Consider the following 26,296-nt stretch of genomic DNA (forward strand, 5'->3'; position numbering starts at 1 on the left):
GACCGGAGAGTCATAAGTTGGCCACTGGTACGGAACCCCATCCGAACAGCGGCGGCGTACGGACCGGTACGCGCGCCGCGATCGCCGCCCCGCATCTGCGCACCGACCGCTGGTGGCTGGCGCCCGCCGCGACCGCGGCCGGGCTGCTGGCCTTCATCGTGTACTCGACCTGGCGGGCCTTCGCGGACACGGACTACTACGCGGCGCCGTACGTCTCGCCGTTCTACTCGCCGTGCCTGGCGGAGCGCTGCCGGTCCATGGACGGGGGGCCGAACGCCGACCTGTTCGGCAGTTGGTGGGGCATCTCCCCCGCGATCATCATCCTGGTCTTCCCGCTGGGCTTCCGGCTGACCTGCTACTACTACCGCAAGGCCTACTACCGGGGCTTCTGGGCGTCTCCCCCGGCCTGCGCGGTGGCGGAGCCGCACAAGAAGTACACCGGCGAGACCCGCTTCCCGCTGATCCTCCAGAACATCCACCGGTACTTCTTCTACGCCGCGATCCTCGTCGCCGGAACCCTCACGTACGACACCGTGCTCTCCTTCCGCGACGAGCATCACCACTGGGGGCACATGGGTCTGGGCACCCTGGTCTTCCTGCTCAACATCACGCTGATCTGGGCGTACACCCTCTCCTGCCACTCCTGCCGGCACATCGTCGGCGGCAAGCTCAAGCACTTCTCCAAGCATCCCGTGCGCTACCGCATGTGGCAGTGGGTCGGAAAACTGAACGCCCGTCACATGCTGCTCGCCTGGGCGTCGTTGGTGAGTGTGGCGCTCGCCGACTTCTACGTGTTCCTGGTCGCGTCCGGCGCCTTCGACGATCCGAGGTTCTTCTGATGTCCGTGGTCGACCGGCAGGAATGGGACGTCGTCGTGGTCGGCGCCGGCGGCGCGGGCCTGCGCGCCGCCATCGAGGCGCGCGAGCGCGGTGCCCGTACGGCCGTGATCTGCAAGTCGCTGTTCGGCAAGGCGCACACCGTGATGGCCGAGGGCGGCATCGCGGCCGCGATGGGCAACGTCAACTCCGGTGACAACTGGCAGGTCCACTTCCGCGACACCATGCGGGGCGGGAAGTTCCTCAACCAGTGGCGGATGGCCGAGCTGCACGCGACAGAGGCCCCCGACCGGGTCTGGGAGCTGGAGACCTGGGGCGCCCTCTTCGACCGCACGGCGGACGGGCGGATATCCCAGCGCAACTTCGGCGGACACGAGTACCCGCGGCTCGCCCACGTCGGCGACCGGACCGGACTCGAACTCATCCGCACCCTCCAGCAGAAGATCGTCTCCCTCCAGCAGGAGGACAAGAAGGAGACGGGCGACTACGAGAGCCGTCTGAAGGTCTATCAGGAGTGCACCGTCACCCGGGTCATGAAGGACGGCAACGACGTCTCCGGGGTCTTCTGCTACGAGCGCGAGTCCGGGCGCTTCTTCGTCCTGGACGCGCCCTCCGTCGTCATCGCCACCGGTGGCATCGGCAAGTCCTTCAAGGTGACGTCCAACTCCTGGGAGTACACCGGCGACGGCCACGCGCTCGCGCTGCTGGCGGGCGCCCCGCTGCTCAACATGGAGTTCGTGCAGTTCCATCCGACCGGCATGGTCTGGCCCCCGTCGGTGAAGGGCATCCTGGTCACCGAGTCCGTCCGCGGCGACGGTGGCGTGCTGCGCAACTCCGACGGCAAGCGGTTCATGTTCGACTACATCCCGGACGTCTTCAAGGAGAAGTACGCGCAGTCCGAGGAGGAGGGCGACCGCTGGTACGAGGACCCGGACCACAACCGGCGTCCCCCCGAGCTGCTGCCCCGCGACGAGGTCGCGCGCGCCATCAACTCCGAGGTGAAGGCCGGCCGCGGATCGCCGCACGGCGGAGTCTTCCTCGACGTGTCGACCCGTATGCCCGCCGACGTCATCCGGCGCCGACTGCCGTCCATGTACCACCAGTTCAAGGAACTGGCGGACGTCGACATCACGGCCGAGGCGATGGAGGTCGGACCCACCTGCCACTACGTCATGGGCGGTATCGCGGTCGACTCGGAGTCGGCGGCGGCCCGTGGCGTCCCCGGCCTGTTCGCGGCCGGTGAGGTCGCGGGCGGTATGCACGGCTCCAACCGGCTGGGCGGCAACTCCCTCTCCGACCTCCTGGTGTTCGGACGGCGGGCGGGACTGCACGCCGCCGAGTACGCCGCCGGCCGGGCCGGGGACCGCCCGGCCGTCGACGACGTCCAGGTCGACACGGCCGCCGCGGAGGCTCTGCGGCCCTTCTCGGCCGAGGGCCCGGTACCCGGCGAGGACAACGGCCGGCCACCGGAGAACCCGTACACCCTGCACCAGGAGCTCCAGCAGGCCATGAACGACCTGGTGGGCATCATCCGTCGCGAGGCCGAGATGGAACAGGCCCTGGAGAAGCTCGCGGACCTGCGGGTACGGGCCCGGCGGGCGGGTGTCGAGGGGCACCGGCAGTTCAACCCCGGCTGGCACCTCGCCCTCGACCTGCGCAACATGCTGCTGGTCAGCGAATGCGTGGCCCGCGCCGCCCTGGAGCGCACGGAGTCCCGCGGCGGCCACACCCGCGAGGACCATCCGGCGATGGAGCGGGCCTGGCGCCGGGTCAACCTGCTGTGCCGGCTGACGGATCCCACCGGCGGACTGGCGGCGACCGACCCGGTGCGCGGCCAGATCGACCTCACCCGCGAGAACACCGAGCCCATCCGCCCCGACCTGCTCGCCCTCTTCGAGAAGGAGGAGCTGGTCAAGTACCTCGCCGAAGAGGAGCTCTACGAGTGAGCAGCTACGAGGCCCGCTTCAAGGTGTGGCGCGGGGACGTGAAGGGCGGCGGCCTGGAGGACTTCGCGGTCGACGTCAACGACGGCGAGGTGGTGCTCGACATCATCCACCGCCTCCAGGCGACCCAGGTCCCCGATCTGGCCGTCCGCTGGAACTGCAAGGCGGGCAAGTGCGGTTCGTGCTCCGCGGAGATCAACGGGCGCCCCCGGCTGATGTGCATGACGCGGATGTCGGTGTTCACCCGGGAGGAGACCATCACCGTCACGCCACTGCGCGCCTTCCCCGTCGTCCGGGATCTCGTCACGGATGTCGGCTTCAACTACGCGAAGGCACGGGAGGTGCCCGCCTTCGTGCCACCCGCCGGGGTGGGACCCGGTGAGTACCGGATGCAGCAGGAGGACGTGGACCGTTCGCAGGAGTTCCGCAAGTGCATCGAGTGCTTCCTGTGCCAGGACACCTGCCATGTCGTGCGGGACCACGAGGAGAACAAACCGGCGTTCGCGGGGCCGCGCTTCCTGATGCGGGTGGCGGAGCTCGACATGCACCCGCTGGACGCCGCGGCCGACACCGGCCTGGACCGCAGACGCACCGCTCAGGACGAACACGGGCTCGGCTACTGCAACATCACCAAGTGCTGCACGGAGGTCTGCCCCGAGGGCATCAAGATCACGGACAACGCCCTGATCCCCCTCAAGGAACGGGCCGTCGACCGCAAGTACGACCCGCTGGTGTGGCTGGGCTCGAAGATCAGGAGACGGGAGGCGTAGCGGGGCGGCCCGGACGGCGGGCCGCCATCTGGAGCGCCGAGCCCACCAGGAACACGGCCGTGCCGGACAGCGCGTACGGCAGCATGCGGATGTCGGGCCCGCGGAGCGGACCGAGGAACATGAACACGCCGAGGCCGGCGGCGCTCACCAGTTCTCCGTACCCCCACAACTTCGGCCTCAGGACGCGGTCACGGCCGAGCGGTGGCAACCAGCCCGTCGTGATCGCCACGATTCCGACCGCCGCCGCACCGCCCAGGGCGAGCACGGTCACCGTCACCCACATCATGTTCATCGGTCCCGTCTCCCCGGCGTGCGCGCACGGCACGCCCCCGGATCATGGCATCCGCGGATCCCGGTCGTCACGACGACCGGGCGTCCGCGTCGTCACGACGACCGGTCGTCCGCCGAACGCCGTACGACGCGGTCCGCGCACCTCGTCACCGGGGCAGGGACGGCGGACACCCCGCGCCGAGCCGTCGTCCGGTCAGCGGACCCATCCCCGCTCGTACGCGGTCCAGTCCTTCTCCCGGGCGGCGAAGTCCACGTACGCGGCGACCCCGAAGTTCTCGCGGGTGCGGTCGGTGCGGGAGAGACCGAGGCGGACGCCCCGGACCGCCGCCGCGACGGTCTCCGCGGACCCGTGGTGGTCCATGTTGTCCTCGTAGTAGAAGGGCATCCCCATCAGCAGGTCGGTCGTCTCCGGGGTGACCTCCAGGGCGAGCGACGTCTGCTCGGCGACGTAGCCGCCGTAGAGGCTCTGCAACGGCAGCGCCGTGTCGTACGACATCACGGCGATCTGGTCGACCCGTCGGGCGACCTGGCCGAAGAACGCCTGGGACCACCACTTGGGGTGTCCCGTGACGGCGGCCCCGACGGAGTGCAGCGACGGCAGCGGGTCGATCTGGTGGGCGGCCACGGAGAGCAGGGCACCGTGGGCCCGGGTGACGCGGCGCAGGTCATCGAGGAGGGAGAGATAGTCCGCGTCGCCGGAGTGCAGCGGTTCCAGGTCGAAGTGGGCGCCGTCGAACCCGGCGTCGAGGACCTGCCCCGCGGAGCGGACCACGGCGGCCCGGGTCGCGGCGCGTTCCAGGTGCAGTCCGACCGGTCCCTCGGTCGCGAGTTCGTCGCCCAGCCAGGCCTGCACCCGGACGCCGGGCAGTTCCCGGTGGATCGCCCCGACGAGCAGGCGCGCTTTCGGGTACGCGGACGCGGGCAGCGTCCCGTCGTGCTCCAGGGGGCCCGCGTGCACGTACAGGTCCCGGACGCCGGTCGTGCGCAGCCGCGCCGCCAGCGCCCTGACGTCCGCGTCCTTCTTGCGGCCGTCCACCCAGGCGTGGCCCATCCACAGGGCGTCACGGTTCCTCGTGTACGTGCCGTCGCCCGGATCTCCGGCGTAGTTCACGCGCAGGGCGATGCCCGCGGCGAGGGGCGGCAGCAGCAGGACGAGGACGAGCGCCGAGGCGATGCGCTTGGGCCATCGCAGAGCGGGCCGCCGCCAGACACCGGCCAGTCGCTGGAGCCGGGTGGGAGTCGTCGGGGCCGTCGGGGTGGCCGGGGCCGTCGGGGTGGGGGCCGTTCGTGGTTCCGGTCCTCCGGCCGACGCGTCCGGCGCGCCCGTTCGTACGTCCGGCGCTCCTGTCCGTATGTCCGGCTCGGGCGGTGCCGGTGCCGGCCCGCTCTCCGGGCCCGGTTCCGCGCCCCGCCCCGTCCCCGGTTCCGTCCGTTCGTCACCCATCCCCCGTGCCCCCTCCGTATACCCCCGCATCCCCCGTACCTTAGGCGCGTCCGGCTCGGCGCACCCCGGTCGCGCCCTCGGGCGAGCGGCCATACGCTCCCAAATGTGACGTCGCCCCTGAGCCGGACCCGGTCGCGCCGAGCCACGTCCTCCATAGCCGTGCGGGTGACGCACGCCGTGCTCGGGGGGCTGATGGCGCTGGGGTGGCTGCTGCTGCCCGTGGTCCGGCAGGACGCCGGGGACACCGCGGAGTGGCCGGGGAAGGGGCGGGTCGTCGAAAAGGTGTCGGCGGCGCCCGGACAGGGCGGTACGTCCGCCGCCGATCTGGTGCTGCCCGTCGCCGCGGTGATCGTCGCGGGCTCGCTGGCCGCGTACGCCTCCGCCCGTCGAATACGGCGCGCGCGGACCCGTACGACCCCCGGCAGGGCCGTCCCGGGAACCGTGCCGCTCGCCGAACTCGACCGGCTCGCCCGGGAGTCGCTCGTCGGGACCGACGACTGCGTACGCACCAGTGCCGAGGAACTCGACTCCGTGGCAGCCCTGTTCGGCCGGGAGGCGGTCGGAGCCCACGCGGAGGCGGTGGCGTTCGCTCGCTCCGAGCTGATGGTGGCCTTCCGGCTGTGGCAGCGGCTGGACGACACCGCGCCGGACGACGAAGCCCGGCGGCGGACACTGGAGGAGATCCGCGCCCGCTGCGCGGAGGCGGGGCGACGGCTGGACTCGGAGGCGGCCGGGTTCGACCTGCTGCGCGCCCTGGAACGGTCCACGCCCGCCGCGCTGGAGTCGGCGGAGGCCCGCTTCCGGGAACTCGCCGGCCGGGTGTCCGCCGTGCAGGCGACGCTCTCGGGGCTCCGCGAGCTGTACGCGCCGTCCGCGTCCCTCGACGTGGCCGGCCACGTCGAACAGGCCAAGGACAGGCTCGTGTTCGCCACCACCCACCTCAACCGGGCCCGGCAGGCGCTCGACCGGAGCGAGGGCGCGCGGGCCACTGCGTATCTGCGTGCCGCCGAGGGCGCCATCGCCCAGGCGGACGTCCTGCTGACCGGCGTGGACCGGCTGGCCGCCGAACTCTCCGCCGCGGAAGACCGGTTGCCCGCCGCGCTGGCCGGCGTCGACACCGACCTCGAACGGGCCCGGTCGGTGCCGGCGGGCGCGGTCGGCGGTGCGCTGTCCGGTCGCGTCGCGCACACCGGCGCGGTGGTCGCGGAGGTGCGCCGGGAGGTGGCGAGCGGCCCGTACGACCCCCTCGACGCCCTGCGCAGGCTGGTCCGGGCCGCCGCGGCCCTGGCCGACACCCCGGCGCTCGGCCGGGACGAGGAACGCGACCGGGCCCTGCTCGACGAGGCGTGTCCGCCGGCCCGCGGCAGCGTCGCGGCGGCGGACGACTTCGTCACGACGCACCGGGCGGTGGTGGGCCCCGCGGCCCGGACCCGGCTGGCGGAGGCGGAACGCCTTCTCACGCGCTCGTCCCTCACCTTCGCCGACGTCCAGCGGGCCGACGCGCTCGCCCGGGAGGCCCGACGGCTCGCGGAACGGGACGTACGGACCTACGGCAACCCGTACGCCGGACCAGGCGACGACGGAATCCGCGGCGCGGTGCTCGGCGGCATCCTGCACGGAACCCCGGACCCGGGCGGAACCCCGGACCCGGGCGGAATCCCGGTCCCGGGCGGGAACTCGGACCGGGGCGGGAGCCCACACCCGGGCGGGAGTCCAGTCCCGGGCCGGGGTTCGGTGTCGGGCGGGACGCCGGTCCCGGGCGGGGATTCGGACCAAGGCGGGGATTCGGACCCGGGCGGCGCCACCCCTGGTGGCGTCGATACACGCGGCGTCGATACACGCGGCGTCGCCACCGGGGGCACCGCGTCGTTCGGTGTCGCGAGCTTCGGTGGTCCGCGTACCCGCTACCGCCGGGCGGTGTCCGCCCCCGCGCCGGTCAGAACAGGCTCAGCAACGCCTCCGCCGGGTCCGTGAGTGTCGTCCCGCCGTCCGGGAGGGGCAGTTCGAACCAGACCGTCTTGCCCCGTGGCGTACGCCGTGAGCCCCACGCGGCGGAGAGCAGGCCGACGAGTTGCAGCCCCCGGCCGCCCTCGTCCGTGTCCCGGGCGCGGCGGCGTCGCGGCTGCACGAGGCCCGCGTCCCAGACCTCGCACACGAGTGTCCGGTCGAGCAGCAGCCGCAGCCGGATCTCGCCCTCGCCGTACCGCAGGGCGTTCGTCACCAGTTCACTGACGAGCAACTCGGTGGTGTCGACGAGCGGTTCCAGGTCCCAACCGGTGAGCTGGGTACGGGCGTACTCGCGGGCCCGGCCCACGCTGCGCGGCTCACGCGGCAGGGTCCAGTCGCCGACGGAATCGGCGGGCAGCCCCTGCACGCGCGCCATCAGCAGCGCGATGTCGTCCTCACCGTGGTGGGTGTCCAGGGTGTTGAGGACGTGGTCGCAGACGTCCTCCAGGGGACGGGAGGGGTCCGTCAGCGCCCCGACGAAGGCCTGCAGACCCTCGTCCAGGGGATGGTCGCGCGATTCGACCAGTCCATCCGTGTAGAGCGCGAGAAGGGCGCCTTCGGGCAGTTCGACCTCGACCTCCTCGAAGGGCTCGCCACCCACCCCCAGCGGCATGCCCGGCGGCACGTCGAGCATCAGCGCGCTCTCCCCGGGCTCCACCAGGACGGGCGGCAGATGGCCCGCGTTGGCGAAGGTGATCCGCCGGGTCACGGAGTCGTAGACCGCGTACACACAGGTCGCGAGATACACCTCGGAGAGGTCCGCGTCGCGGGGCTGGCGGGCCGCGCGGGTCGCCTGCTGGACACCTCCGGGGGTCCCCAGACCGCGGGCGATCTCGTCCAACGCCGACAGCACCTCGGCGGGTTCGAGGTCGAGGAGCGCCAAGGTCCGTACGGCCGTGCGCAGTTCACCCATCGCGACGGCGGCGCGCAACCCGCGGCCCATGACGTCGCCGACCACCAGCGCCGTGCGGTGGCCGGGGAGTTCGATGACGTCGAACCAGTCGCCTCCGACCTCGGTGGCCGCGTTGCCCGGCAGGTAACGGCAGGCGATGTCGAGGCCGGAGGCCTCCGGGTCGCCCGGCGGCAGCAGGGAACGCTGCAGGATCAGGGCACGTTCGTGCTCGCGCCGGTACAGGCGGGCGTTGTCGATGCAGACCGCCGCGCGCGCCGCGAGCTCCACCGCGAGGGAGCGGTCGCGGTCGCCGAACGGCTCGCTGCCCTTCGTCCGGGAGAACTGCGCGAGGCCCACGACGGTGTCGTGCGCGACCATCGGCACGGCGAGCGTGGACTGGATGAGCCCGCCCTCCTCGGCGGGGACGTGCTGCGGGCGGGCGGTACGCAGGGCGTCCGCGCAGGTCGAGTTGAACGGGAAGTGGTGGACGGCGCCGACGGCGACCGGGGCGGGCCCGCCGACGAACGGCGCGTCGGAGACGGCGCTGGCGAAGGCGACCCGGCGCAGTTGCGCGCTGCCGTCGGCGAACCCGGGCGGGGTCTCGTCGCCGGCCAGCAGGCCCTGGTAGAGGTCCACGGTCGCGAGGTCGCAGAATCCCGGCACCACGACGTCCAGCAGCTCGCGGGCGGTGGTCTCCAGGTCCAGGGAGTTGCCGATACGGGCTCCCGCCTCGTTCAGAAGGGCGAGGTTGCGGCGCGCGGCGGCCGCTTCACGCGCCGCGGCGCGACGGCTGGTGATGTCGGTTCCGAGCCAGGCGATGCCGATGGGGCGGCCGCTGCCGCTGTGGACGCGGTAGAGGTTGACCGACCAGTGCCGGCGTTCCTCGGAGCCTGGCACGAAACCGGCGACGTGCATGTCCGTGATGGAGTCGCCGGTCTCCAGGACCCGCCGCAGGGTCGCGGCGACGCGCTCGGCCTCGGTCCGCGGCAGGTAGTCGTGGACCGTGCGGCCCCGGTGGACGTCGACGTCGCCGCCGAACACCGAGGCGAAACGCTCGTTGGCGCGACGGACCCGGAGATCCGTGTCGATCAGGAGGAAGCCGAACGGAGATTGACCGAAAATCGCCTGCGAGGCGGCGAGGTCCGTCTCGATCCGACGCAGGGTCCGGACGTCCACGACGATGCACACGGCGGCCCGCTCGCCGTCCTCCGTCGTGGTGGGCATCACATAGACCTCGGCGAGGCCCTCCGCGCCCTCCTCACCGCTGTCGGAGGGTGGCATCCGGAAGGGGACCACGCCGGTCCACTCGCGGCCGTCCAGGATCTCCGCCATCTTGCGCTGCCCGAACTCGCGCCGGTCGGCGGCGACGAACGCCTCGATGGGGTCCATGCCCACGGCGCGCTCCGCGGATATCCCGAAGAGCTGTTCGGCGCGCAGACTCCACTGGTCGACGAGTCCGTCGGCGCCGATGGAGAACGAGGCGACCTTGATGTAGTCGTACATGGAGCCGGGTGGACTGCTCTGCCACACCACGTCGCCGACCGCCTCGGCCGGGGGTTCGACGGGTGCCTCGACGGACCTCCCGGACGTCGCCCGGACCGGTGTCCCGGCCGGGGCGTCGCCTGTGGCGCCGCCGGCGGTGCCGCCCGCGGCACCGTTCGTCGCGTCGTCCGCCACGCCGTCGCTCGGGCCGCCGTCACCCGCGTCGCCGGGCGCCGCGGCCATGGCGGAATCGCCCGCGGCCTCCCTCGCGCCGTCCGACGGGTCCTCGGACTCCGTGGCCTTCGCTGGTATCTCGCTCACGCGAACCGTCCCCTCCAGCTCACCGCGCCCGGCACCGGTCACCGGGGGCGGCTGCCCGCAGTATCCAGCACTACGGCGCCGCACAACACGGTGTTCACGATCACAGCACGGTCCCGATGGTTTTTGGACCGGCCGCGACATACTCCCAGTCTTCTAACCAGGTGGCGCCCCATCGAATCAAAGACTCCGGACAACACTCGTGGCCCGAATCGATCGACCACCCCGTCCCCCGTACGACGGACCCTCGGACGGACGACCGACAGGCCATCGGACGGACGGCGCACACCCTCTCGGACGGACGGCCGACCAGCACGCGCCGGGGCTTCCGACGGCCCCTCAGCCGGGCACCGCCGGTTCGCACGTTCACTCGCACGACTCGCACGACTCGCACGTTCAACGGAGGACGTTCAACGAAGGGCGTTGAACAGGGCACGCTCGGCTCGCCACGGTCGGCTCGGTACGTTCCGCCGGGTACGGTCCGCTCGGCACGGTCCGTTCGGCACGCTCAGCCGGGGACGGCCAGCTCGAACCAGACCGTCTTACCGGTGTCCCCGGGGCGGGTGCCCCAGCGGCGGGAGGAACCGGCCACCAGTTGCAGACCGCGCCCGCTCTCGTCGTCGGTGCCCGCGGCCCGTTCCCGGGGCGGGTCGGGCAGCGGGTCGGACACCTCCACCAGCAGGGCGTCCGGCACGCCCGCGGGTCTGACGAGGCGAACGCCGATGGGGCCGGTGGCGTACCGCAGGGAGTTGGTCACCAGCTCACTCACCAGGAGCGCGGTCACGTCGCCGAGGACGTCCAGCTCCCAGGTGCGCAGCTGGCCGCGGACGACCGCGCGGGCCGTGCGGACGGCACCCGGCTCCGCGGGAAAGGTCCACTCGGCGCAGTCGCCAACGGTGTCGATCACGCCGATCACTTCCCAGGACAGGAACCCACGCATGTCCGGTTTCGTGGGGTTAATGGGCACATACCCGATATCCGCGGCGCTTTACCGCGCGGGCAGGAGCACTGTGGCACAAACGGCGTACGGAACCCCAACCGATCAAGAAGGCTCGCGCGCTCCGACTCCCCACGCCCCCCTCACCACCGGACACCGCCGCGGACTCGGACTCGGACTCGGACGCTGACACCGCACAGACGCGAACACGAACGCGGACACGGGCACCGGCACCGGCACGGACACAGGCACCGGCACCGACACAGGCACGGACGCGCCGAGGTTCTACGGCCGGCGGTCGGCGTCGTGCCCGGCGGAGGCGGTGGTCCAGTGAGGCAGCGTGGCCTTCACCGCGGGGACGTCCTGGTCCAGCCAGTCCACGTCCCAGATCTCGTCCGGGGTCAGCCAGCGCAGTTCGTCGTGGTCCTCCAGGGGTTCGGGGTCGCCCGAGCCGGGAAGCAGCCGCGCGGTCCACACCTGGAGCACGTACGGCATCCGAAGAGGCCACTCCCCCGGGACGCGCTCCACGGCCTCCGTCACGACACCGAGTTCCTCGCGCAGCTCGCGCACGAGGGCGGCGTCGGGCGCCTCGCCCGGCTCGACCTTGCCGCCGGGCAGTTCCCAGCGTCCGGCCAGTTCGGGAGGCGCGCTGCGGCGCGCGGCGAGGAGGCGTCCGTCGTGCAGCAGGGCACCCCCCACGACCACGATCGTTTCGTCCATGCGCCGGAGCCTACGACAGGGCACACCGGCCCCGGACGTCGCGGAGCGGCGCCGGGGCGAGCGTCACCTGACGCCGTTCGGGCCGATCCGCTCGACCCAGTAGAGCTGCTTGTGTCCGCGGTCGTCGAGGCTGTCAGCGATCTTCTGGGCCTCGGCCCGGGTCGCGTACCTGCCGACGCGATAGCGGTTGCCGTTGTCGTCCTGCCGTATGACGAGCCAGGGAAGAGTGATCGTGCCGTCGTTCATCGAGCCCCTCCACTTCTCGCCCCCGGCCCACGCCGTAACCCGCACTCCAACGAAACCGCACTCCGCATATGCCCGAGCCTACGCCTAACCTTCACGCAGCGAATACGGCTTTTCACAAAGAGGTACGCAACCGGCCAGTACGGAGGGGACGTGTGCCTGCGTGTGCGCCGTCGACCGCCCTCCGTGCGCCCGTCAGGCAGCGCGAACGCCGCCCCCCGCACGGCATTTGAGAAAGGCCAGATTCCAACCGGCGGCGCGTGAGGGCCACTTGGCGACGGCCACGACCGCGGAGCGGGCGAGGACGGCGAGGGCCGCGGCCACCGCGGCGACACGGTCACGGCCGCGACCGCGGCCTTCGACCACCCCTCGACTACGACCACCCCCGCGGCTACGACCGCGGCGCTCGACCACCCCCGCGGCTACTTCACCGGCAGGTGGTACGCGACGCGGTAGCGATCCGCCGGTACGACGATGTCGGCCGTCTCGACCGGACGCCCCGAGGCGAAGTACGTGCGCTGGATGACGACGACCACATGCCCGGGCACTCCGCCCAGCGCGAGGAGTTCCTCCGCGAGACCGGGGCGGGCGCCCACTTCCTCCGTGACGTTGTCCACGATCACGTCGATGGCGGCCATCCGCTCCACGACACCCATGCCGCCGAGCGGGCCCTCCTCGGGAAGCATCACCGGCGTACGGCCCGTGACCGCGAGCGGCTCCCACGACGTGGAGAGCATCATGGCCTCGCCCGCGTCCCGGAACACGTACTTCGTGCACATCACGCGGTCGCCGGGCGGGATCGAGAGGCGCTCCGCGATCGCCCCGCTCGCCTCGGCCTGCTCGCTGCGCGACTCCCAGGTGCCGCGCGCGGCCACGTCGGCCTGCTCCTGCCGGAACGGGGTCGCACCGCTGTCCGGCCGGTACCCGGAGCGGGAGACCCGGCGCGGCACCGGCCTCTCCCGCACATACGTCCCCGAACCCGAGCGCCCCTCGACCAGGCCCTCTGCCATCAGCACCTTGCGGGCCTCCAGCGCGACGGTGTCCGAGACCCCGTACTCCTCGCGGATCCTGGCCTGCGACGGGAGGCGGGTGTGTGGTGGCAGTGAACCGTCGACGATCTTCTTGCGGAGATCACCCGCGACGCGCAGGTAGGCCGGCTGTTCACCGAAAGTCACTGGCCGCTCCCATCAGATTGTACAGACAGCGACAGCCTGGCAACCGTGGGTTGTGCCATGCAAGCGAAGGCCAGAGAATCACTCGATGTGATTACCTGTCACTGCCGAGGGCTTTACCCAGGCACTTTCTCCCCGTTGTAGCCCGTGTCACACCTCGACACCGCCGCCACCCGCCCCGTCGCCCCGCGCGCCCTCGTCCGACCCGTCTGAGGGCGGAGTGGTGGCCAGACCCAGAACCTTGCGTGCCGTGACCGCCCTGCTCGGGTCGATGAGTTTCAGGCCCTTCTCGTAGTGCGCGTAGAAGGTGTCCGCGTCGGGGGCGGCCGCCGCCTTCGTCCACTCCTTGCGGGACGCCTCGATGTTCCCGACGAGGGCCGCGAGGGGTTTCTCGGCGGCGGGGCCCCAGCCGTGGCCGCGCAGCAGGCGCGCCTGCTCGTCGAGCGCGCCGGAGACCCTGCCCGCCCACGCCTTGTGACCCGGCAGGTCGTCCTCGACGTACGCCTTGTCCGGTGCCGTGTCCATCGCCTGGTTGAGTACGTCCGCGGCCCGCAGGTACGCCGTCTGATCGGCGTTCAGCGTCAGGGCGTCCTTGCGCAGCGAGCCCGTCAGACCGCTCTTGCCGTCCGTGTTCCCGAACATGCAGGTGACCGCGCGGTCGCCACCGCGCCAGCTCTCCCGGGTGGGCGTGAAGTAGTACACGTCGACGTTGTCCGGGACGGCCCACGCGTCCATCGCGTACGCGGCCCGCAGCGCGTAGCACCTGGTGTCGGCGGCGTCGACGACCTTGCTGTCGCCCGGATAGCTCCCGCCGCTCATCCTGAAGTCCGCGAACACCTCGGCGTCGTGCCGTCCGGCGCAGGGCACCTTGTCGACGTCGTACGCCACACCCTCCAGGGAACCGCCCGGCGCGTCGAAGCAGTCACCCTTCCTCAGCGAGAAGGCACTGCCCGCCGAGTCGCCCACTCCGTCCTTGAAGCCGTCCCAGAAGTCGCGCGATCCGCCCGCGGCTACGGCGAGCACGAACAGCGCGATGCCGAGCGTGGACAGCACCATGCCGGTCACCGCCATCGCCCTGCCCCGCTCCCCCCGCTTCCTGATCTGCACGAGGGCGACGATCCCGAGCACCAGACCGACGGCCGGCAGGAAGCACAGGAAGCCGAGCACCAGCGCGGAGATCGCGAGCCCGTTGAAGGGCGCGGGACGGTTGTACGGGAAGTAGCCCTGGCCCCATGCCTGGTACGGGCCCTGGGGATAGGGGGGAGGCTGGTACGGCCCCTGGCCCGGCGGGGGATACGGGCCCTCGGGCTGATGGGGCCCGGGCGGCGGGGGTATGGCCACGGGTTACGTTGCTCCTTGTCCTGAGGAGGTCGCGCGGAGCCGGCTCGGGAAGCCGTGCGGAGCCGACGGGGAATTTTGGCGTGAAGAACCGATGACACGGACCGCGGCAGCACTGGTGTCCGAGGAACGGTGTCCGAGGAACATATGACTGACGTACGGCTGGGCGCATCGTAAGCGTGACGGGGGCGGGGACGGAATGCGGATCACGAACGCGACGATCCGGGCGGTCAACGGGCTGACGGCCCGTTGGGCGGGGGCGGTGTCCGGGGGAACCGTGTTCTCGGCGGCCGGGGTCTGGCCGCTGCTGGCCTTCCTCGCGGACGGGGCGGGTGGCGCGGCGCGTACGGAGCTCGCGGACGCGGTGGGACTGCCGGCCGGTGAAGCGGCGGCCGCGGGGCGCGAGTTGCTGGGCGGCCTGCGGGAGATACGGGGCCTCGACTCGGCGCTCGGGCTGTGGACCGAGCGGACCCTGGAACTCCGGGAGGAGTGGGAGGCGGGTCTGCCCGCCCAGGCGCGCGGAGTGCTCACCGGCCGGCCCGAGGACGACGCGGCGGCGCTGGACGCCTGGGCGCGGAAGCGGACGGACGGGCGGATCTCCCGGCTGCCGGCCGACCTCGGCAAGGGCACCGAACTGGTGGTCGCGAGCGCGCTCGCCCTGCGCACCGAGTGGTTCCGGCCGTTCACGGACGGATTCCTCCAACCCGACGCAGGCCCCTGGCTGCACCGGGAGCTGCGCGGGCTCCACCGCGACACCGTCCTGCTGGACCGGGTCGGTGTGGCCGACACACCGCACGGGGCGGTCACCGAGCTGAAGGTCCTCGGCACCACCGGCGTCGATGTCCATCTCCTGCTCGGCGAGGAGCGGATGAGCGCGGGTCAGGTCCTGGGCGCGGGCGTGGACGTCCTGGCGCGCCGGGTCCGGGCCGTTCCCGGGCACGAACTGCCGTACGGCGAGGCGGGCCCCGGTCTGCGGGTGTCGCGCGAGCGGTCCGGGGTCCCGTCCCCGCCGTCCCTCCACGTCACGACCGTGGCCTTCGACCTCGCCGCGGACCACGATCTCCTGGGCCTGCACGAGCTGTTCGGCCTCAGCTCGGCGAGGGACGCCCGGCGTCCGCACTTCCCGGGGATCAGTGACCGGCCGCTGTGCGTGGGGTCGGCCCGGCAGTCCGCCACCGCGGCCTTCGGCGCCCTCGGCTTCCGCGCCGCGGCGGTGACGGCCTTCACCGGCGTGGCGGCGGGACTCCCCGACCTCCGCCACCTCACCACCACCATCGAGGCCGTGTTCGACCGCCCCTTCGGCTTCCTCGCCCTGCACCGCACCTCGCGCCTGGTCCTCGCGGCCGGGTGGATCACCGATCCGGAGCCGTTCGGGGAGGACGGGTACGACGAGGACGAGAGCCCGGACGCGTGGTGACCGCCGGGACATGGGAGGGCTCGGGGGATCCGCTCCCGGCCGATCCCGGGAACGGTATGGGAGCCCTCCCGGCACGGGCCGCCGTACGCGCATAACCTGCGCTCATGACAGCTTTGCCGGATTGTTTCTGCCCGGCGGACGGCACGCGCGTCCCCGGCGGCTCGCTCGACTGGTGCTGCCCGGTCTGTCGCGGCCCGCTCGACCTGGACTTCGCGCCGACCCCCGCGTCGCTCAAGTCCCTGACCGGGCGCGTGAACTCACTGTGGCGGTACGCGGAGTGCCTGCCCCTGTCCGCGCCCACGGTCAGTCTGGGCGAGGGACGCACTCCGCTGGTGACACTGCGCGAGGGCGTCTCGGCGAAGCTGGACTTCCTGATGCCGACGCTGTCGTTCAAGGACCGCGGCGCCGTCCTGCTCGCCGAACTGGCGCTGCGGCTGCGGCCCCGACGGGTTCTCGCGGACAGCAGCGGCAACGCCGGGACGGCGATCGCGGCCTACTGCGCGCGGGCCGCGCTGCCGTGCACGGTGTACGTCCCCGGAGGAACGTCGCCGAAGAAGCTGGAGCAGATCGAGGCGCACGGGGCACAGGTGCGCCTCGTGGACGGGGACCGGGAGGCGGCGGCCCTGGCGGCGCGCGAGGCGGCGGACGAGCCCGGCACCTTCTACGCCTCCCACGTCCACAACCCGTACTTCCTGCACGGCACGAAGACGTACGTGCACGAGCTCTGGGAGGATCTCGGCGGACGCCTCCCCGACGTCCTCGTCGTCCCGGTCGGCAACGGGACACTCCTCCTCGGCGCCGCCCTCGCCGTCGCCGAGCTGCACGGTGCGGGACTCATCGACCGGCGGCCCGCGCTGTACGCGGTCCAGGCCGCCGCCGTGGCACCGCTGGCGCACGCCTGGGACGAGGGCGCCGACGACCTCGTGGGCACCACCCCGACGGCCCCCACCTCCGCCGAGGGCATCGCCGTACCGCGCCCGCCGCGGGCCCGCCAGATCCTGCGTGCCGTCCGTGACTCCGGTGGCGCCTTCCTGACCGTGACGGAGGACCAGATCCGGCACGCCCAGCGGGACCTGGCGTCGCAGGGCCTCTACGTCGAGTCGACGGGCGTGGCGTGCTGGGCGGCCGTACGCGACGGTGTCCTCGGCACCCGGACGGCGGTGGTACCGCTGTGCGGGGCGGGGGCGAAGACGGGACTGGCCAGGGAGCGGGCGAGCTCCGGCAGCGACGGCTCCGGCCCCGGGCCGCTCACGACAGCGCAGCCATGAGGACCACCACCGTGACGCCGTCCCTGCACGGGATTCGCCACCACCTGCCCTACCCCGACGCCGTACGCCGCCTCACCCGTGCCCCGGCTGTGTCGAACGAGCAGGAAGAGGCCACGGCCCGGAATCTGTGCGGTGCAGAGCCCCGGGGCGTGAGAAATCCTGTGACGAGGGGTCAGCCGTCCCGGCACCATCCCGGCACGGGAAAGGACAAAGGGCCCGACTCCGCAGAGCCGGGCCCTCTTTGACCTGTACGTTCGCCGGATCAGCGATGGGGCGAGACGTCGGCGGCTACACGTTGAAGCGGAACTCCACGACGTCGCCGTCCTGCATCACGTAGTCCTTGCCCTCCATGCGGGCCTTGCCCTTCGCTCGGGCCTCGGCGACCGAGCCGGTCTCCACCAGGTCACCGAAGGAGATCACCTCGGCCTTGATGAAGCCCTTCTGGAAGTCGGTGTGGATGACTCCGGCGGCCTCGGGGGCGGTGGCGCCCTTCTTGATGGTCCAGGCGCGGGATTCCTTGGGGCCGGCCGTCAGGTAGGTCTGCAGGCCGAGGGTGTCGAAGCCGACGCGGGCCAGGGTCGCCATGCCGGGCTCTTCGACGCCCACCGACTCCAGGAGTTCCATCGCCTCCTCCTCGTCGAGCTCGGCGAGGTCAGCCTCCAGCTTGGCGTTGAGGAAGATCGCCTCGGCGGGGGCGACCAGGGCACGCTGCGCGGTCTTGAAGTCCTCGTCCACCAGCTCGTCCTCGTCCACGTTGAAGACGTAGAGGAAGGGCTTGGTCGTGAGGAGGTGCAGGTCATGGAGGAGTTCCTCGTTGCCGGAACCCTGGACGATGCCCTGGGAGAAGAGGGTGTCGCCCTTCTCCAGGATCTCCTTCGCCGCCTCGACGGCCGCGACCTTCGGCCCGATGTCCTTCTTGATCCGCGACTCCCGCTGGAGGCGCGGCAGGACCTTCTCGATGGTCTGCAGGTCGGCGAGGATCAGCTCGGTGTTGATCGTCTCGATGTCGTCCTTGGGCGAGACCTTGCCGTCGACGTGCACGACGTTCTCGTCCTGGAAGGCGCGGATGACCTGGCAGATCGCGTCGGACTCACGGATGTTCGCGAGGAACTTGTTGCCCAGGCCCTCGCCCTCGGAGGCGCCCTTCACGATGCCCGCGATGTCGACGAAGTCGACGGTCGCCGGGAGGATCTTCTGGGAGGAGAAGATCTCGGCCAGTTTCGTCAGGCGCGCGTCGGGGACGCCGACCACGCCGACGTTCGGCTCGATCGTGGCGAACGGGTAGTTGGCCGCCAGCACGTCGTTCTTGGTCAGGGCGTTGAACATGGTCGACTTGCCGACATTCGGCAGACCGACGATTCCGATCGTGAGCGACACGTTGCGACTTCCCGTACGTGAGGATGGGCGAAGGACCCTGTGGACTGCTCGGGCCGATCCACCAGTCTACGGCGTGCGCGCTCCCGTACCGGCGACCCGTCGAACGCATGGCCAAGGTCTGCTCATCGGCGTGTCTGAGGACCTGTTCCACACATAAACCGACCTAAGTTGGTCCAGTGGAGCAACACAGGACGCGCCCCCCTCAGTACCGGCAGCGACGCGACGCGCCTCTTCCCGCCCAGGCCGGGCGGAGTGCGACCGTCGGCCCGCAGAAGGGCACACCGCCCGCACGACGGCCCGCGCCGCTGCCCGCGGGGAGCGGGGGGCGGCTGCCGAACCCCCGGCTGACCGGGCTCGGCAGCGGGCTGTTCTGCGCCGCGGCGATGTTCGTCCTCGCCTGCGCCGACCAGCTGTTGTTCGGGGCGTCCGCGGCCGTGTACGGCGTGCTGTTCCTGCCCGTCTGCGCGCTGACCGCGCTCTGGGTGCGGCGCGGAGACCTCGTCAGCGCGCCCGTGGTCGTGCCGATCGCGTTCGCGTTCGGGCTGCTGCCCCTCGCCGGCGGGGGCGGCAGCGGCCGCCTGATGGGACTCGTCACCGCGCTGGCCACGCAGGCCGGCTGGCTGTACGGGGGCACGCTGGTCGCGGGGGTCATCGCGACCGTCCGCAAGGCGCGGCAGATGACCCGCCGGGCCGCGCAGCGGCGGAGCCGGACCCCCGCGCCCCGCCGGGCCACCACCCCCACCACCCCTCAGTCGAGGTCGGCCGGACAACTCGGCTAGGGAACGGAGGGGGGTGGCGGGGGGCCGGCGGGCGGGCGGTCGCCGCCACCGTCGGACACGGCTGCCCGCACTCGGACACGGCTGCCCGCGCCTGGACACGGTGCGGGCTCGGCTGCGGGGGCCCGTCGGCCGAGGGAAGGACGGGCCGGTCGGCCGGAGGGAGACGGGCCCGTCGCAGGACCCGCGCCCCGTGTCCCGGAAGCCGGGCCTACGACGCCGTCTTCGCCGCTCTCATCGCCGCGCCCACGATCCCCGCGTTGTTCTGGAGCTGGGCCGGGACGATCTCCGCCTTGATGCCCTCGATCAGCGGCAGGAACTTGTCCGCCTTGCGGCTGACGCCACCGCCGATGATGAACAGCTCCGGGGAGAAGAGCATCTCCACATGGGTGAGGTACTTCGTGACCCGGCGCGCCCAGTGCTCCCAGGTCAGTTCGTTGTCCTCCTTGGCCTTCGTGGAGGCGCGCTTCTCCGCGTCGTGGCCGCCGAGCTCCAGGTGGCCCAGCTCCGTGTTCGGGACCAGCTCGCCGTCGACGAAGAGCGCGCTGCCGATCCCCGTGCCGAAGGTGAGCAGAAGGACCGTGCCCCGGCGGTCGCGGCCTGCACCGAACTGCATCTCGGCGACGCCCGCCGCGTCCGCGTCGTTCAGGACCGTCACCGGCAGGCCGCCGAGCCGGTCGCCCAGCAGGGCGCGCGCGTCGGTGTCGACCCACGCCTTGTCGACATTCGCGGCCGTACGAATGGTGGCGCCGTCGGCGACCACCCCGGGGAAGGTGATACCGACGGGGCCCGTCCAGCCGAAGTGCCCGACGACCTCCTTCACGCCGTCCGCCACCGCGTCGGGCGTCGCCGGATGAGGAGTGAGCACTTTGTGGCGCTCCTCCGTCAAATCGCCGCGGTCCAGGTCCACAGGGGCGCCCTTGATCCCGGATCCGCCGATGTCCACACCGAAGATCTGCATGGCCCTACGTTACGTCGTACGACTGACAGTCACTTCTCGGGAATACCGGGAACAGCGGACACCGCGGAGGAACCGGACACGCCGTCCGTCCGCCGGCCCACCAGCGCCGCCGCCTCGGCGCGCAGGTCGCGGCGGAGCTCCTTCGGCAGCGAGAAGGTGATGGACTCCTCGGCCGCCTTGACGATCTCCACGTCCTCGAAGCCGCGGGTGGACAGCCACTCCAGGACCTGCTCGACCAGGACCTCGGGGACGGAGGCTCCGGAGGTGACACCGACGGTCGTCACCCCGTCCAGCCAGTCCTCCTCGATCTCGCCGGCGAAGTCCACGAGGTACGCGTCGCGGGCGCCCGCGAGTTTGGCCACCTCGACGAGGCGTACGGAGTTCGAGGAGTTCTTCGAGCCGACCACGATGACGAGGTCGGCGTCCTCACCCATCTGCTTCACGGCGAGCTGACGGTTCTGCGTGGCGTAGCAGATGTCGTCGCTGGGCGGGGAGATGAGCTGCGGGAACTTCTCCTTCAGGGCGTCGACCGTCTCCATCGTCTCGTCGACCGACAGCGTGGTCTGGGAGAGCCAGACGACCCTGGACGGGTCGCGGACCTCGACCTTGGCGACGTCACCGGGGCCGTCCACGAGCGTGATGTGGTCGGGCGCCTCGCCGGAGGTGCCGATGACCTCCTCGTGGCCCTCGTGCCCGATCAGCAGGATGTCGAAGTCCTCGTTCGCGAAGCGGACCGCTTCCTTGTGGACCTTCGTGACCAGCGGGCAGGTGGCGTCGATGGTGGCGAGTCCGCCGGCCGCGGCCTCGTCGTGGACGGCAGGGGCGACGCCGTGCGCGGAGAACATGACGATGGACCCCTCGGGGACCTCCGCGGTCCGCTCGACGAAGATCGCGCCCTTCTTCTCCAGGGTCTGCACGACGTACTTGTTGTGGACGATCTCGTGGCGGACATAGATCGGGGCCCCGTACTGCTCGAGGGCCTTCTCGACGGCGATCACGGCGCGGTCCACGCCCGCGCAGTAGCCACGGGGGGCGGCGAGCAGGACACGGCGGCCAGGCGAAGCAGTCATGCACCCCATCGTAAGGCCGCGCCCGGCAGGCCGAAGATCGCCTCCTGGGCGGCAGGAGCCGGCATGTGACCGCCCGGTGCGTGCGGCCGCGTTGTCCGACCCTGCCACTACGCTCGGGCGCATGGCTCTCAACACGTCCGCGGACGCTCCCCTGCCCGTCGGTGAGGTGTCGCGGCTCATCGGGGGATGGATCGACCGGCTCGGCGCGGTGTGGGTCGAGGGTCAGATCACACAGTTGTCGCGGCGCCCCGGCGCGGGGGTCGTCTTCCTGACGCTGCGCGACCCGTCGTACGACATCTCGGTGAGCGTCACCTGCTACCGGCAGGTGTTCGACGCCGTGTCGGACGTGGTGAGCGAGGGCGCCCGCGTCGTCGTACTCGCGAAGCCCGAGTGGTACGCGCCGCGCGGGCAGTTGTCGCTGCGCGCCACCGAGATCAAGCCGGTGGGGGTCGGTGAACTACTGGCCCGTCTGGAGCAGTTGAAGAAGTCCCTGGCGGCCGAGGGACTGTTCGCGGCCGAGCGGAAGAAACCACTCCCGTTCCTGCCCCGGCTCATCGGCCTGGTGTGCGGGCGGGCCTCCGCGGCCGAGCGGGACGTGCTGGAGAACGCGCGCCACCGCTGGCCCGCCGTCCGCTTCGAGGTGCGCAACGTCCCCGTGCAGGGAGTGCACGCCGTGCCGCAGGTCGTGCAGGCCGTGAAGGAGCTCGACGCGCTCGACGGCGTGGACGTGATCGTCGTGGCGCGGGGCGGCGGCAGTGTGGAGGATCTGCTGCCCTTCTCGGACGAGCAGCTCGTCCGCGCGGTCGCGGCCTGTCGTACGCCGGTCGTCTCGGCGATCGGGCACGAGCCGGACAGTCCGCTGCTGGACCTCGTCGCCGACCTGCGCGCCTCCACGCCGACCGACGCCGCCAAGAAGGTCGTACCGGACGTCGGCGAGGAGTACGAGCGGGTGCGGCTCCTGCGCGACCGGGCGCGGCGCAGTGTCCGGTCCTTCGTCGAGCGCGAGGAGCGCGGGCTCGCGCAGGCGCTGGCCCGGCCCTCGATAGAGGATCCGCACCGGATGGTCGACGGGCGGGCCGAGCAGGTCGAGTCGCTCCTGGACCGTGGCCGGCGCACGCTCGGGCACCTCCTGGACCGCGCCGACTCGGAGCTGACGCACACCCACGCGCGCGTGGTGGCCCTCTCCCCCGCCGCGACCCTCCGGCGGGGGTACGCGGTGCTGCAGCGGGCCGACGGTCAGGTGGTCCGGGACCCGGACGAGGTGACGGCGGGCGAGGCACTGCGGGCGCGGGTCGCCGAGGGTGAATTCTCCGTACGAGTGGATGCATAGGGTGGGCGCATGACCGGCAAGGTGGACGAGACGCTCGGCTACGAGCAGGCGCGGGACGAGCTGATCGAGGTCGTGCGCCGCCTGGAGGCGGGCGGTACGACCCTGGAGGAGTCCCTCGCCCTCTGGGAGCGCGGCGAGGAACTGGCGAAGGTGTGCCGCCGCCGGCTGGAGGGCGCCCGGGCCCGGCTGGACGCGGCCTTGGCGGAGGAGGAACCGAAGGACGGGGACGCGGGCACCGAGTGACGCGGGCACCGGTGCCCCGCGGCACCGGTGCCGTCCCGCCGCGCTCACCCCTCCGGTACCACCGGCCCTCACCGGCACCCCGTCGAGTGGGGAACACCGCTCACCGTACGAATCCGGTGACACTCCCCGTACGAATCCGGTGACACTCCCGGGTGACAGCGAGTGACACTCCCCGGCGAGAGCGGTGCAGCGCCCTTGTCCCGCGCGCCGCCGCGTCGTCCCGCGCCACCCCCGCGATCCTGTGAAGCGGATCACCTGGCCGACTTTTTGGTTGAACCTTAAATTTTCTCGGGTACTGTCGTTCCTGCCAGCCGATCCCCACGGATCCACCGCACGTCCCGAGAAGGTTCCCCATGTCTCTTGTTCTTGACCCCGCCGCCCAGGACCTGCTGTTCCGCGAGGCCCGCACCGCGAACACGTTCACCGACGAGCCGGTGACCGACGAGCAGGTCCAGGCGATCTACGACCTGGTCAAGTTCGGCCCGACCTCGATGAACCAGTCGCCCCTGCGCATCACCCTGGTCCGCTCCCCCGAGGCCCGCGAGCGCCTCGTGCAGCACATGGCCGAGGGCAACCAGCCCAAGACCGCCACGGCCCCGCTGGTCGCGATCCTCTCCGCGGACAACGAGTTCCACGAGGAGCTGCCGACCCTGTTCCCGCACTTCCCGCAGGCCAAGGACGCCTTCTTCGCCGACCGCGGGGTCCGCGAGGGCAACGCCGCGCTGAACGCCGCCCTCCAGGCCGCCTACTTCATCATCGGCGTCCGCGCCGCCGGTCTCGCCGCCGGCCCGATGACCGGTCTCGACTTCGCGGGCGTCCAGAAGGAGTTCCTGGACGACGACCACACCCCGCTGATGGTCGTCAACATCGGCAAGCCGGGCGAGGACGCCTGGTTCCCGCGCTCCCCGCGCCTGGGCTTCGACGAGGTCGTCACGACCGTCTGATCCCCCCCCGGACACACGAGAAGGGCCCCCGGCAATGGCGCCGGGGGCCCTTTGTCGTCTGCCGCCGTCCGTCCTCACCCGCTGTCGCCCGCGGTCGTCCACCGCCGTCGGCGGCCAGGAGGCGGCCGGCCCTGACTACGACGTCTTCAGCGCCCCGGCCATCCTCACGAGCTGCCCGAACGACGCCGTCCCGGTCACCACCGTCGTCGACCCCTTGCCCCGCAGCACGAGGGCGTCGTACTTGTCACCCTTGTACCGCACCCACGTCCGGTCGCCGATCCGCTCGGTGGCCTTCGTGGCCGCGGCGCCCTGGCTGGCCGAGTCGATGAACGCGGCGGCCCGCTGAGTGGACTGCTCGACCGCCACGTACTGACCTTCGGGGTCGTGGAAGCCCAAGTGCCAGGCGTCGAACTCGGCGCCGTCGTAGCGCACCGACGTCGCCTTCCACGTCCCGGGCAGCCCCTCGGGAGCCGCCACCGGATACGACGCCGCGCGACGCGCCGTGAGCAGCTCGACACGGTAGTCGACGCGCTTGAGGGGAGGCTCGGAGTCGTCGTGCGGGATGAAGATGTAGATGACGCCCGCCATGATCCCGATCAGACCCAGGGAGAGGAGCATGTCCCGGACCGTCTGCTTGCCTTTCGTACCTGCCACCCCCCTATCGTCGCAGGTGCCCTGGCCTGCTCATCCGTGGGGCCCCCTGCTCATTTTGTCAGTCTGGCGATAGAGTCGGGGCACACCCTCATCCGGCCGTCGTCGTATCAGAAAGGTGCGCTCCGATGACCGAGCATCATCTGCCGTCCGAACTCGAGGTCCCTTCCGAGGCCCCCGACCGAAATCTCGCCCTGGAACTCGTCCGGGTCACCGAGGCCGCCGCGATGGCCGCGGGCCGCTGGGTCGGCCGCGGCGACAAGATCGGCGCCGACGGCGCCGCCGTACGCGCCATGCGGACCCTCGTCTCCACCGTCTCGATGAACGGCGTCGTCGTCATCGGTGAAGGCGAGAAGGACGAGGCCCCGATGCTCTTCAACGGGGAGCGTGTCGGCGACGGCACCGGCCCCGAGTGCGACATCGCCGTCGACCCGATCGACGGGACCACGCTGACCGCCAAGGGCATGACCAACGCGATCGCCGTACTGGCCGCCGCCGACCGCGGCACCATGTTCGACCCGTCCGCGGTCTTCTACATGGACAAGCTGGTCACCGGCCCGGAGGCCGCCGACTTCGTCGACATCAACGCACCCGTGTCGGTGAACATCCGCCGGGTCGCCAAGGCCAAGAAGTCCACCCCCGAGGACGTCACGGTCGTCATCCTCGACCGGCCGCGCCACGAGGGGATCATCAAGGAGATCCGCGAGACCGGCGCCCGGATCAAGCTCATCTCCGACGGTGACGTCGCGGGCTCGATCCTCGCCCTGCGCGAGGGAACGGGCATCGACCTGCTGCTCGGCATCGGCGGTACGCCCGAGGGCATCATCTCGGCCTGCGCCGTGAAGTGCCTCGGCGGCACCATCCAGGGCAAGCTGTGGCCCAAGGACGACGAGGAGCGGCAGCGGGCGCTCGACGCGGGCCACGACCTCGACCGTGTGCTGTTCACCGACGACCTGGTCTCCGGCGAGAACGTCTTCTTCGTCGCGACCGGTATCACCGACGGCGAGCTGCTGCGCGGGGTGCGCTACCGCGCCGAGGTGGCGACGACCGAGTCGATCGTCATGCGCTCCAAGTCGGGCACGGTCCGGCAGATCACCTCCGAGCACCGGCTGAGCAAGCTGCGGGCGTACAGCGCGATCGACTTCGACCGCGCGAAGTAGCTTCGCGGCACGCGGGACCGCCCGGTCGCGCGTGCCGGGGAGCCACGGGGACGCCGGAGGCCGTGCGGTGCCTGTGGAGAACGTCCTCGGCGGTAAGGAGCGGTACGTACGGAGAGTCGTCCGGAGCGGTGCGTGCACACGCGGACCGGAGCCGTACACACGGAGAAGGGGCGCCCCCTGTGCGGAGGGGCGCCCCTTTCCCGTGTCCTCCGGCTAGCCGGCCGCCGCTATGGGGCCCCGCGTGGCCTTCTTGAGCTCCAGGTCACGGCGGCGGCGCCGGGCCAGCACCACCCGGCGCTCGGCCGCGGTCAGACCGCCCCACACTCCGTACGGCTCGGGTTGCAGCAGCGCGTGTTCACGGCACTCGACCATCACGGGACAGCGGGCGCAGACGCGCTTGGCCGCCTCCTCGCGGGACAGCCGGGACGCCGTGGGCTCCTTGGAAGGGGCGAAGAACAGGCCGGCCTCGTCCCGCCGGCACACCGCCTCCGTGTGCCATGGGGCTTCCTGATCCCTGTCCCGCACTGGCGCCCGCTGGGCCGGAACGGCAGCTACCTGCAGGGACTGATGCGGCGGTTGCAGCACGGTCTACTCCTGACGACGGCTTCGCGAGCGTGCCGGGCACCGCGGGAACTCCCGCAGCGCCCTCCAAGAGACGATGCAGCAAGGCCTACCCGCTGTGCGCGCGCCTATGCACTGAGTTCCA

General features: G+C 71.7%; 24 protein-coding genes. 11 read left to right on the forward strand and 13 right to left on the reverse strand.

Going from position 1 to position 26,296, the window contains the following annotated elements:
* The first annotated feature begins 17 nt into the window (after positions 1-17).
* Genes GFH48_RS15325 through GFH48_RS15335 form a run of 3 tightly spaced genes read left to right on the forward strand, consistent with a single transcriptional unit; the run spans position 18 to position 3,549 of the window.
* Positions 18-839: a hypothetical protein gene (locus GFH48_RS15325; protein WP_153288811.1), complete on the forward strand. Its 822-nt coding sequence runs from the start codon at positions 18-20 to the stop codon at positions 837-839.
* Positions 839-2,782 carry a fumarate reductase/succinate dehydrogenase flavoprotein subunit gene (locus GFH48_RS15330; RefSeq protein WP_153288812.1) on the forward strand — a complete coding sequence of 648 codons (1,944 nt, stop codon included), beginning with the start codon at positions 839-841 and terminating at the stop codon, positions 2,780-2,782. The genes GFH48_RS15325 and GFH48_RS15330 overlap by 1 nt, the downstream gene beginning before the upstream one ends.
* Positions 2,779-3,549 carry a succinate dehydrogenase/fumarate reductase iron-sulfur subunit gene (locus tag GFH48_RS15335; RefSeq protein WP_153288813.1) on the forward strand — a complete coding sequence of 257 codons (771 nt, stop codon included), beginning with the start codon at positions 2,779-2,781 and terminating at the stop codon, positions 3,547-3,549. Before GFH48_RS15330 ends, GFH48_RS15335 begins: the two co-directional genes overlap by 4 nt.
* Here the strand turns inward: GFH48_RS15335 and GFH48_RS15340 are convergent.
* Together GFH48_RS15340 and GFH48_RS15345 are read right to left on the reverse strand one after the other, a co-directional pair.
* The gene (locus tag GFH48_RS15340; protein WP_153288814.1) at positions 3,530-3,841 is read right to left on the reverse strand and encodes a hypothetical protein; all 312 of its coding nucleotides are present in this window, start codon (positions 3,839-3,841) and stop codon (positions 3,530-3,532) included. The two genes, GFH48_RS15335 and GFH48_RS15340, sit on opposite strands and share 20 nt — an antisense overlap.
* Before the next feature lie 192 nt (positions 3,842-4,033).
* Complete coding sequence (locus GFH48_RS15345) at positions 4,034-5,284, reverse strand: glycoside hydrolase family 18 protein (RefSeq protein WP_153288815.1); 1,251 nt, start codon at positions 5,282-5,284, stop codon at positions 4,034-4,036.
* 105 nt (positions 5,285-5,389) lie between these two features.
* On the opposite strand from GFH48_RS15345, the gene GFH48_RS15350 reads away from it, so the two are divergent.
* The gene (locus tag GFH48_RS15350; RefSeq protein WP_194280594.1) at positions 5,390-7,258 is read left to right on the forward strand and encodes a hypothetical protein; all 1,869 of its coding nucleotides are present in this window, start codon (positions 5,390-5,392) and stop codon (positions 7,256-7,258) included.
* Here the strand turns inward: GFH48_RS15350 and GFH48_RS15355 are convergent.
* The 6 genes from GFH48_RS15355 to GFH48_RS15380 form a co-directional block, all read right to left on the reverse strand.
* Entirely contained in the window at positions 7,221-9,986 is a 2,766-nt protein-coding gene (locus GFH48_RS15355) for a SpoIIE family protein phosphatase (RefSeq protein ID WP_153288816.1), read from the reverse strand. The two genes, GFH48_RS15350 and GFH48_RS15355, sit on opposite strands and share 38 nt — an antisense overlap.
* 505 nt (positions 9,987-10,491) lie before the next feature.
* Positions 10,492-10,923: an ATP-binding protein gene (locus GFH48_RS15360; RefSeq protein ID WP_153288817.1), complete on the reverse strand. Its 432-nt coding sequence runs from the start codon at positions 10,921-10,923 to the stop codon at positions 10,492-10,494.
* A gap of 282 nt (positions 10,924-11,205) precedes the next feature.
* A complete protein-coding gene (locus GFH48_RS15365; protein WP_153288818.1) occupies positions 11,206-11,640 on the reverse strand; it encodes a (deoxy)nucleoside triphosphate pyrophosphohydrolase in 435 nt (144 codons plus the stop codon).
* Between the two features lie 63 nt (positions 11,641-11,703).
* Positions 11,704-11,886: an SPOR domain-containing protein gene (locus tag GFH48_RS15370; RefSeq protein ID WP_153288819.1), complete on the reverse strand. Its 183-nt coding sequence runs from the start codon at positions 11,884-11,886 to the stop codon at positions 11,704-11,706.
* A gap of 419 nt (positions 11,887-12,305) precedes the next feature.
* Positions 12,306-13,058 carry a GntR family transcriptional regulator gene (locus GFH48_RS15375; protein ID WP_153288820.1) on the reverse strand — a complete coding sequence of 251 codons (753 nt, stop codon included), beginning with the start codon at positions 13,056-13,058 and terminating at the stop codon, positions 12,306-12,308.
* A gap of 147 nt (positions 13,059-13,205) precedes the next feature.
* Positions 13,206-14,396 (reverse strand): DUF4190 domain-containing protein, encoded by a 1,191-nt coding sequence (locus GFH48_RS15380; protein WP_153288821.1) that lies wholly within the window; start codon positions 14,394-14,396, stop codon positions 13,206-13,208.
* 196 nt (positions 14,397-14,592) lie between these two features.
* Between GFH48_RS15380 and GFH48_RS15385 the strand changes: the two genes are divergently transcribed.
* Both GFH48_RS15385 and GFH48_RS15390 read left to right on the forward strand, forming a co-directional pair.
* The gene (locus GFH48_RS15385) at positions 14,593-15,810 is read left to right on the forward strand and encodes a serpin family protein (protein WP_153288822.1); all 1,218 of its coding nucleotides are present in this window, start codon (positions 14,593-14,595) and stop codon (positions 15,808-15,810) included.
* A gap of 104 nt (positions 15,811-15,914) precedes the next feature.
* A complete protein-coding gene (locus GFH48_RS15390; protein WP_153288823.1) occupies positions 15,915-17,078 on the forward strand; it encodes a pyridoxal-phosphate dependent enzyme in 1,164 nt (387 codons plus the stop codon).
* Positions 17,079-17,366: 288 nt separating this feature from the next.
* Here GFH48_RS15390 and ychF read toward each other — a convergent pair whose 3' ends face one another.
* Positions 17,367-18,455, reverse strand: coding sequence for a redox-regulated ATPase YchF (gene ychF, locus GFH48_RS15395; RefSeq protein WP_153288824.1), 1,089 nt, complete (start codon positions 18,453-18,455; stop codon positions 17,367-17,369).
* A 176-nt stretch (positions 18,456-18,631) separates the two neighbouring features.
* On the opposite strand from ychF, the gene GFH48_RS15400 reads away from it, so the two are divergent.
* Entirely contained in the window at positions 18,632-19,234 is a 603-nt protein-coding gene (locus tag GFH48_RS15400) for a DUF6542 domain-containing protein (protein ID WP_153288825.1), read from the forward strand.
* A gap of 208 nt (positions 19,235-19,442) precedes the next feature.
* On the opposite strand, the gene ppgK is transcribed toward GFH48_RS15400, so the two are convergent.
* The gene (ppgK, locus tag GFH48_RS15405; RefSeq protein ID WP_153288826.1) at positions 19,443-20,192 is read right to left on the reverse strand and encodes a polyphosphate--glucose phosphotransferase; all 750 of its coding nucleotides are present in this window, start codon (positions 20,190-20,192) and stop codon (positions 19,443-19,445) included.
* 29 nt (positions 20,193-20,221) lie between these two features.
* Positions 20,222-21,271: a 4-hydroxy-3-methylbut-2-enyl diphosphate reductase gene (locus GFH48_RS15410; RefSeq protein ID WP_153288827.1), complete on the reverse strand. Its 1,050-nt coding sequence runs from the start codon at positions 21,269-21,271 to the stop codon at positions 20,222-20,224.
* 112 nt (positions 21,272-21,383) lie between these two features.
* Here GFH48_RS15410 and xseA point away from each other — a divergent pair, with 112 nt between their 5' ends.
* From xseA to GFH48_RS15425, 3 genes are all read left to right on the forward strand, one after another.
* A complete protein-coding gene (xseA, locus tag GFH48_RS15415; protein ID WP_153288828.1) occupies positions 21,384-22,592 on the forward strand; it encodes an exodeoxyribonuclease VII large subunit in 1,209 nt (402 codons plus the stop codon).
* Between the two features lie 9 nt (positions 22,593-22,601).
* Positions 22,602-22,835 carry an exodeoxyribonuclease VII small subunit gene (locus tag GFH48_RS15420; protein ID WP_153288829.1) on the forward strand — a complete coding sequence of 78 codons (234 nt, stop codon included), beginning with the start codon at positions 22,602-22,604 and terminating at the stop codon, positions 22,833-22,835.
* A gap of 353 nt (positions 22,836-23,188) precedes the next feature.
* Positions 23,189-23,779, forward strand: coding sequence for a malonic semialdehyde reductase (locus GFH48_RS15425; RefSeq protein WP_153288830.1), 591 nt, complete (start codon positions 23,189-23,191; stop codon positions 23,777-23,779).
* Positions 23,780-23,914: 135 nt separating this feature from the next.
* Here the strand turns inward: GFH48_RS15425 and GFH48_RS15430 are convergent, their stop codons facing one another.
* Complete coding sequence (locus tag GFH48_RS15430) at positions 23,915-24,433, reverse strand: DUF4245 domain-containing protein (protein ID WP_153288831.1); 519 nt, start codon at positions 24,431-24,433, stop codon at positions 23,915-23,917.
* Positions 24,434-24,558: 125 nt separating this feature from the next.
* On the opposite strand from GFH48_RS15430, the gene glpX reads away from it, so the two are divergent.
* Positions 24,559-25,590 carry a class II fructose-bisphosphatase gene (gene glpX / locus GFH48_RS15435; RefSeq protein ID WP_153288832.1) on the forward strand — a complete coding sequence of 344 codons (1,032 nt, stop codon included), beginning with the start codon at positions 24,559-24,561 and terminating at the stop codon, positions 25,588-25,590.
* Positions 25,591-25,803: 213 nt separating this feature from the next.
* Here the strand turns inward: glpX and GFH48_RS15440 are convergent, their stop codons facing one another.
* Entirely contained in the window at positions 25,804-26,175 is a 372-nt protein-coding gene (locus tag GFH48_RS15440; protein WP_153288833.1) for a WhiB family transcriptional regulator, read from the reverse strand.
* Positions 26,176-26,296: the final 121 nt, after the last annotated feature.

Source organism: Streptomyces fagopyri (assembly GCF_009498275.1).
In the GTDB taxonomy this organism is placed as follows: Bacteria; Actinomycetota; Actinomycetes; order Streptomycetales; family Streptomycetaceae; genus Streptomyces; species Streptomyces fagopyri.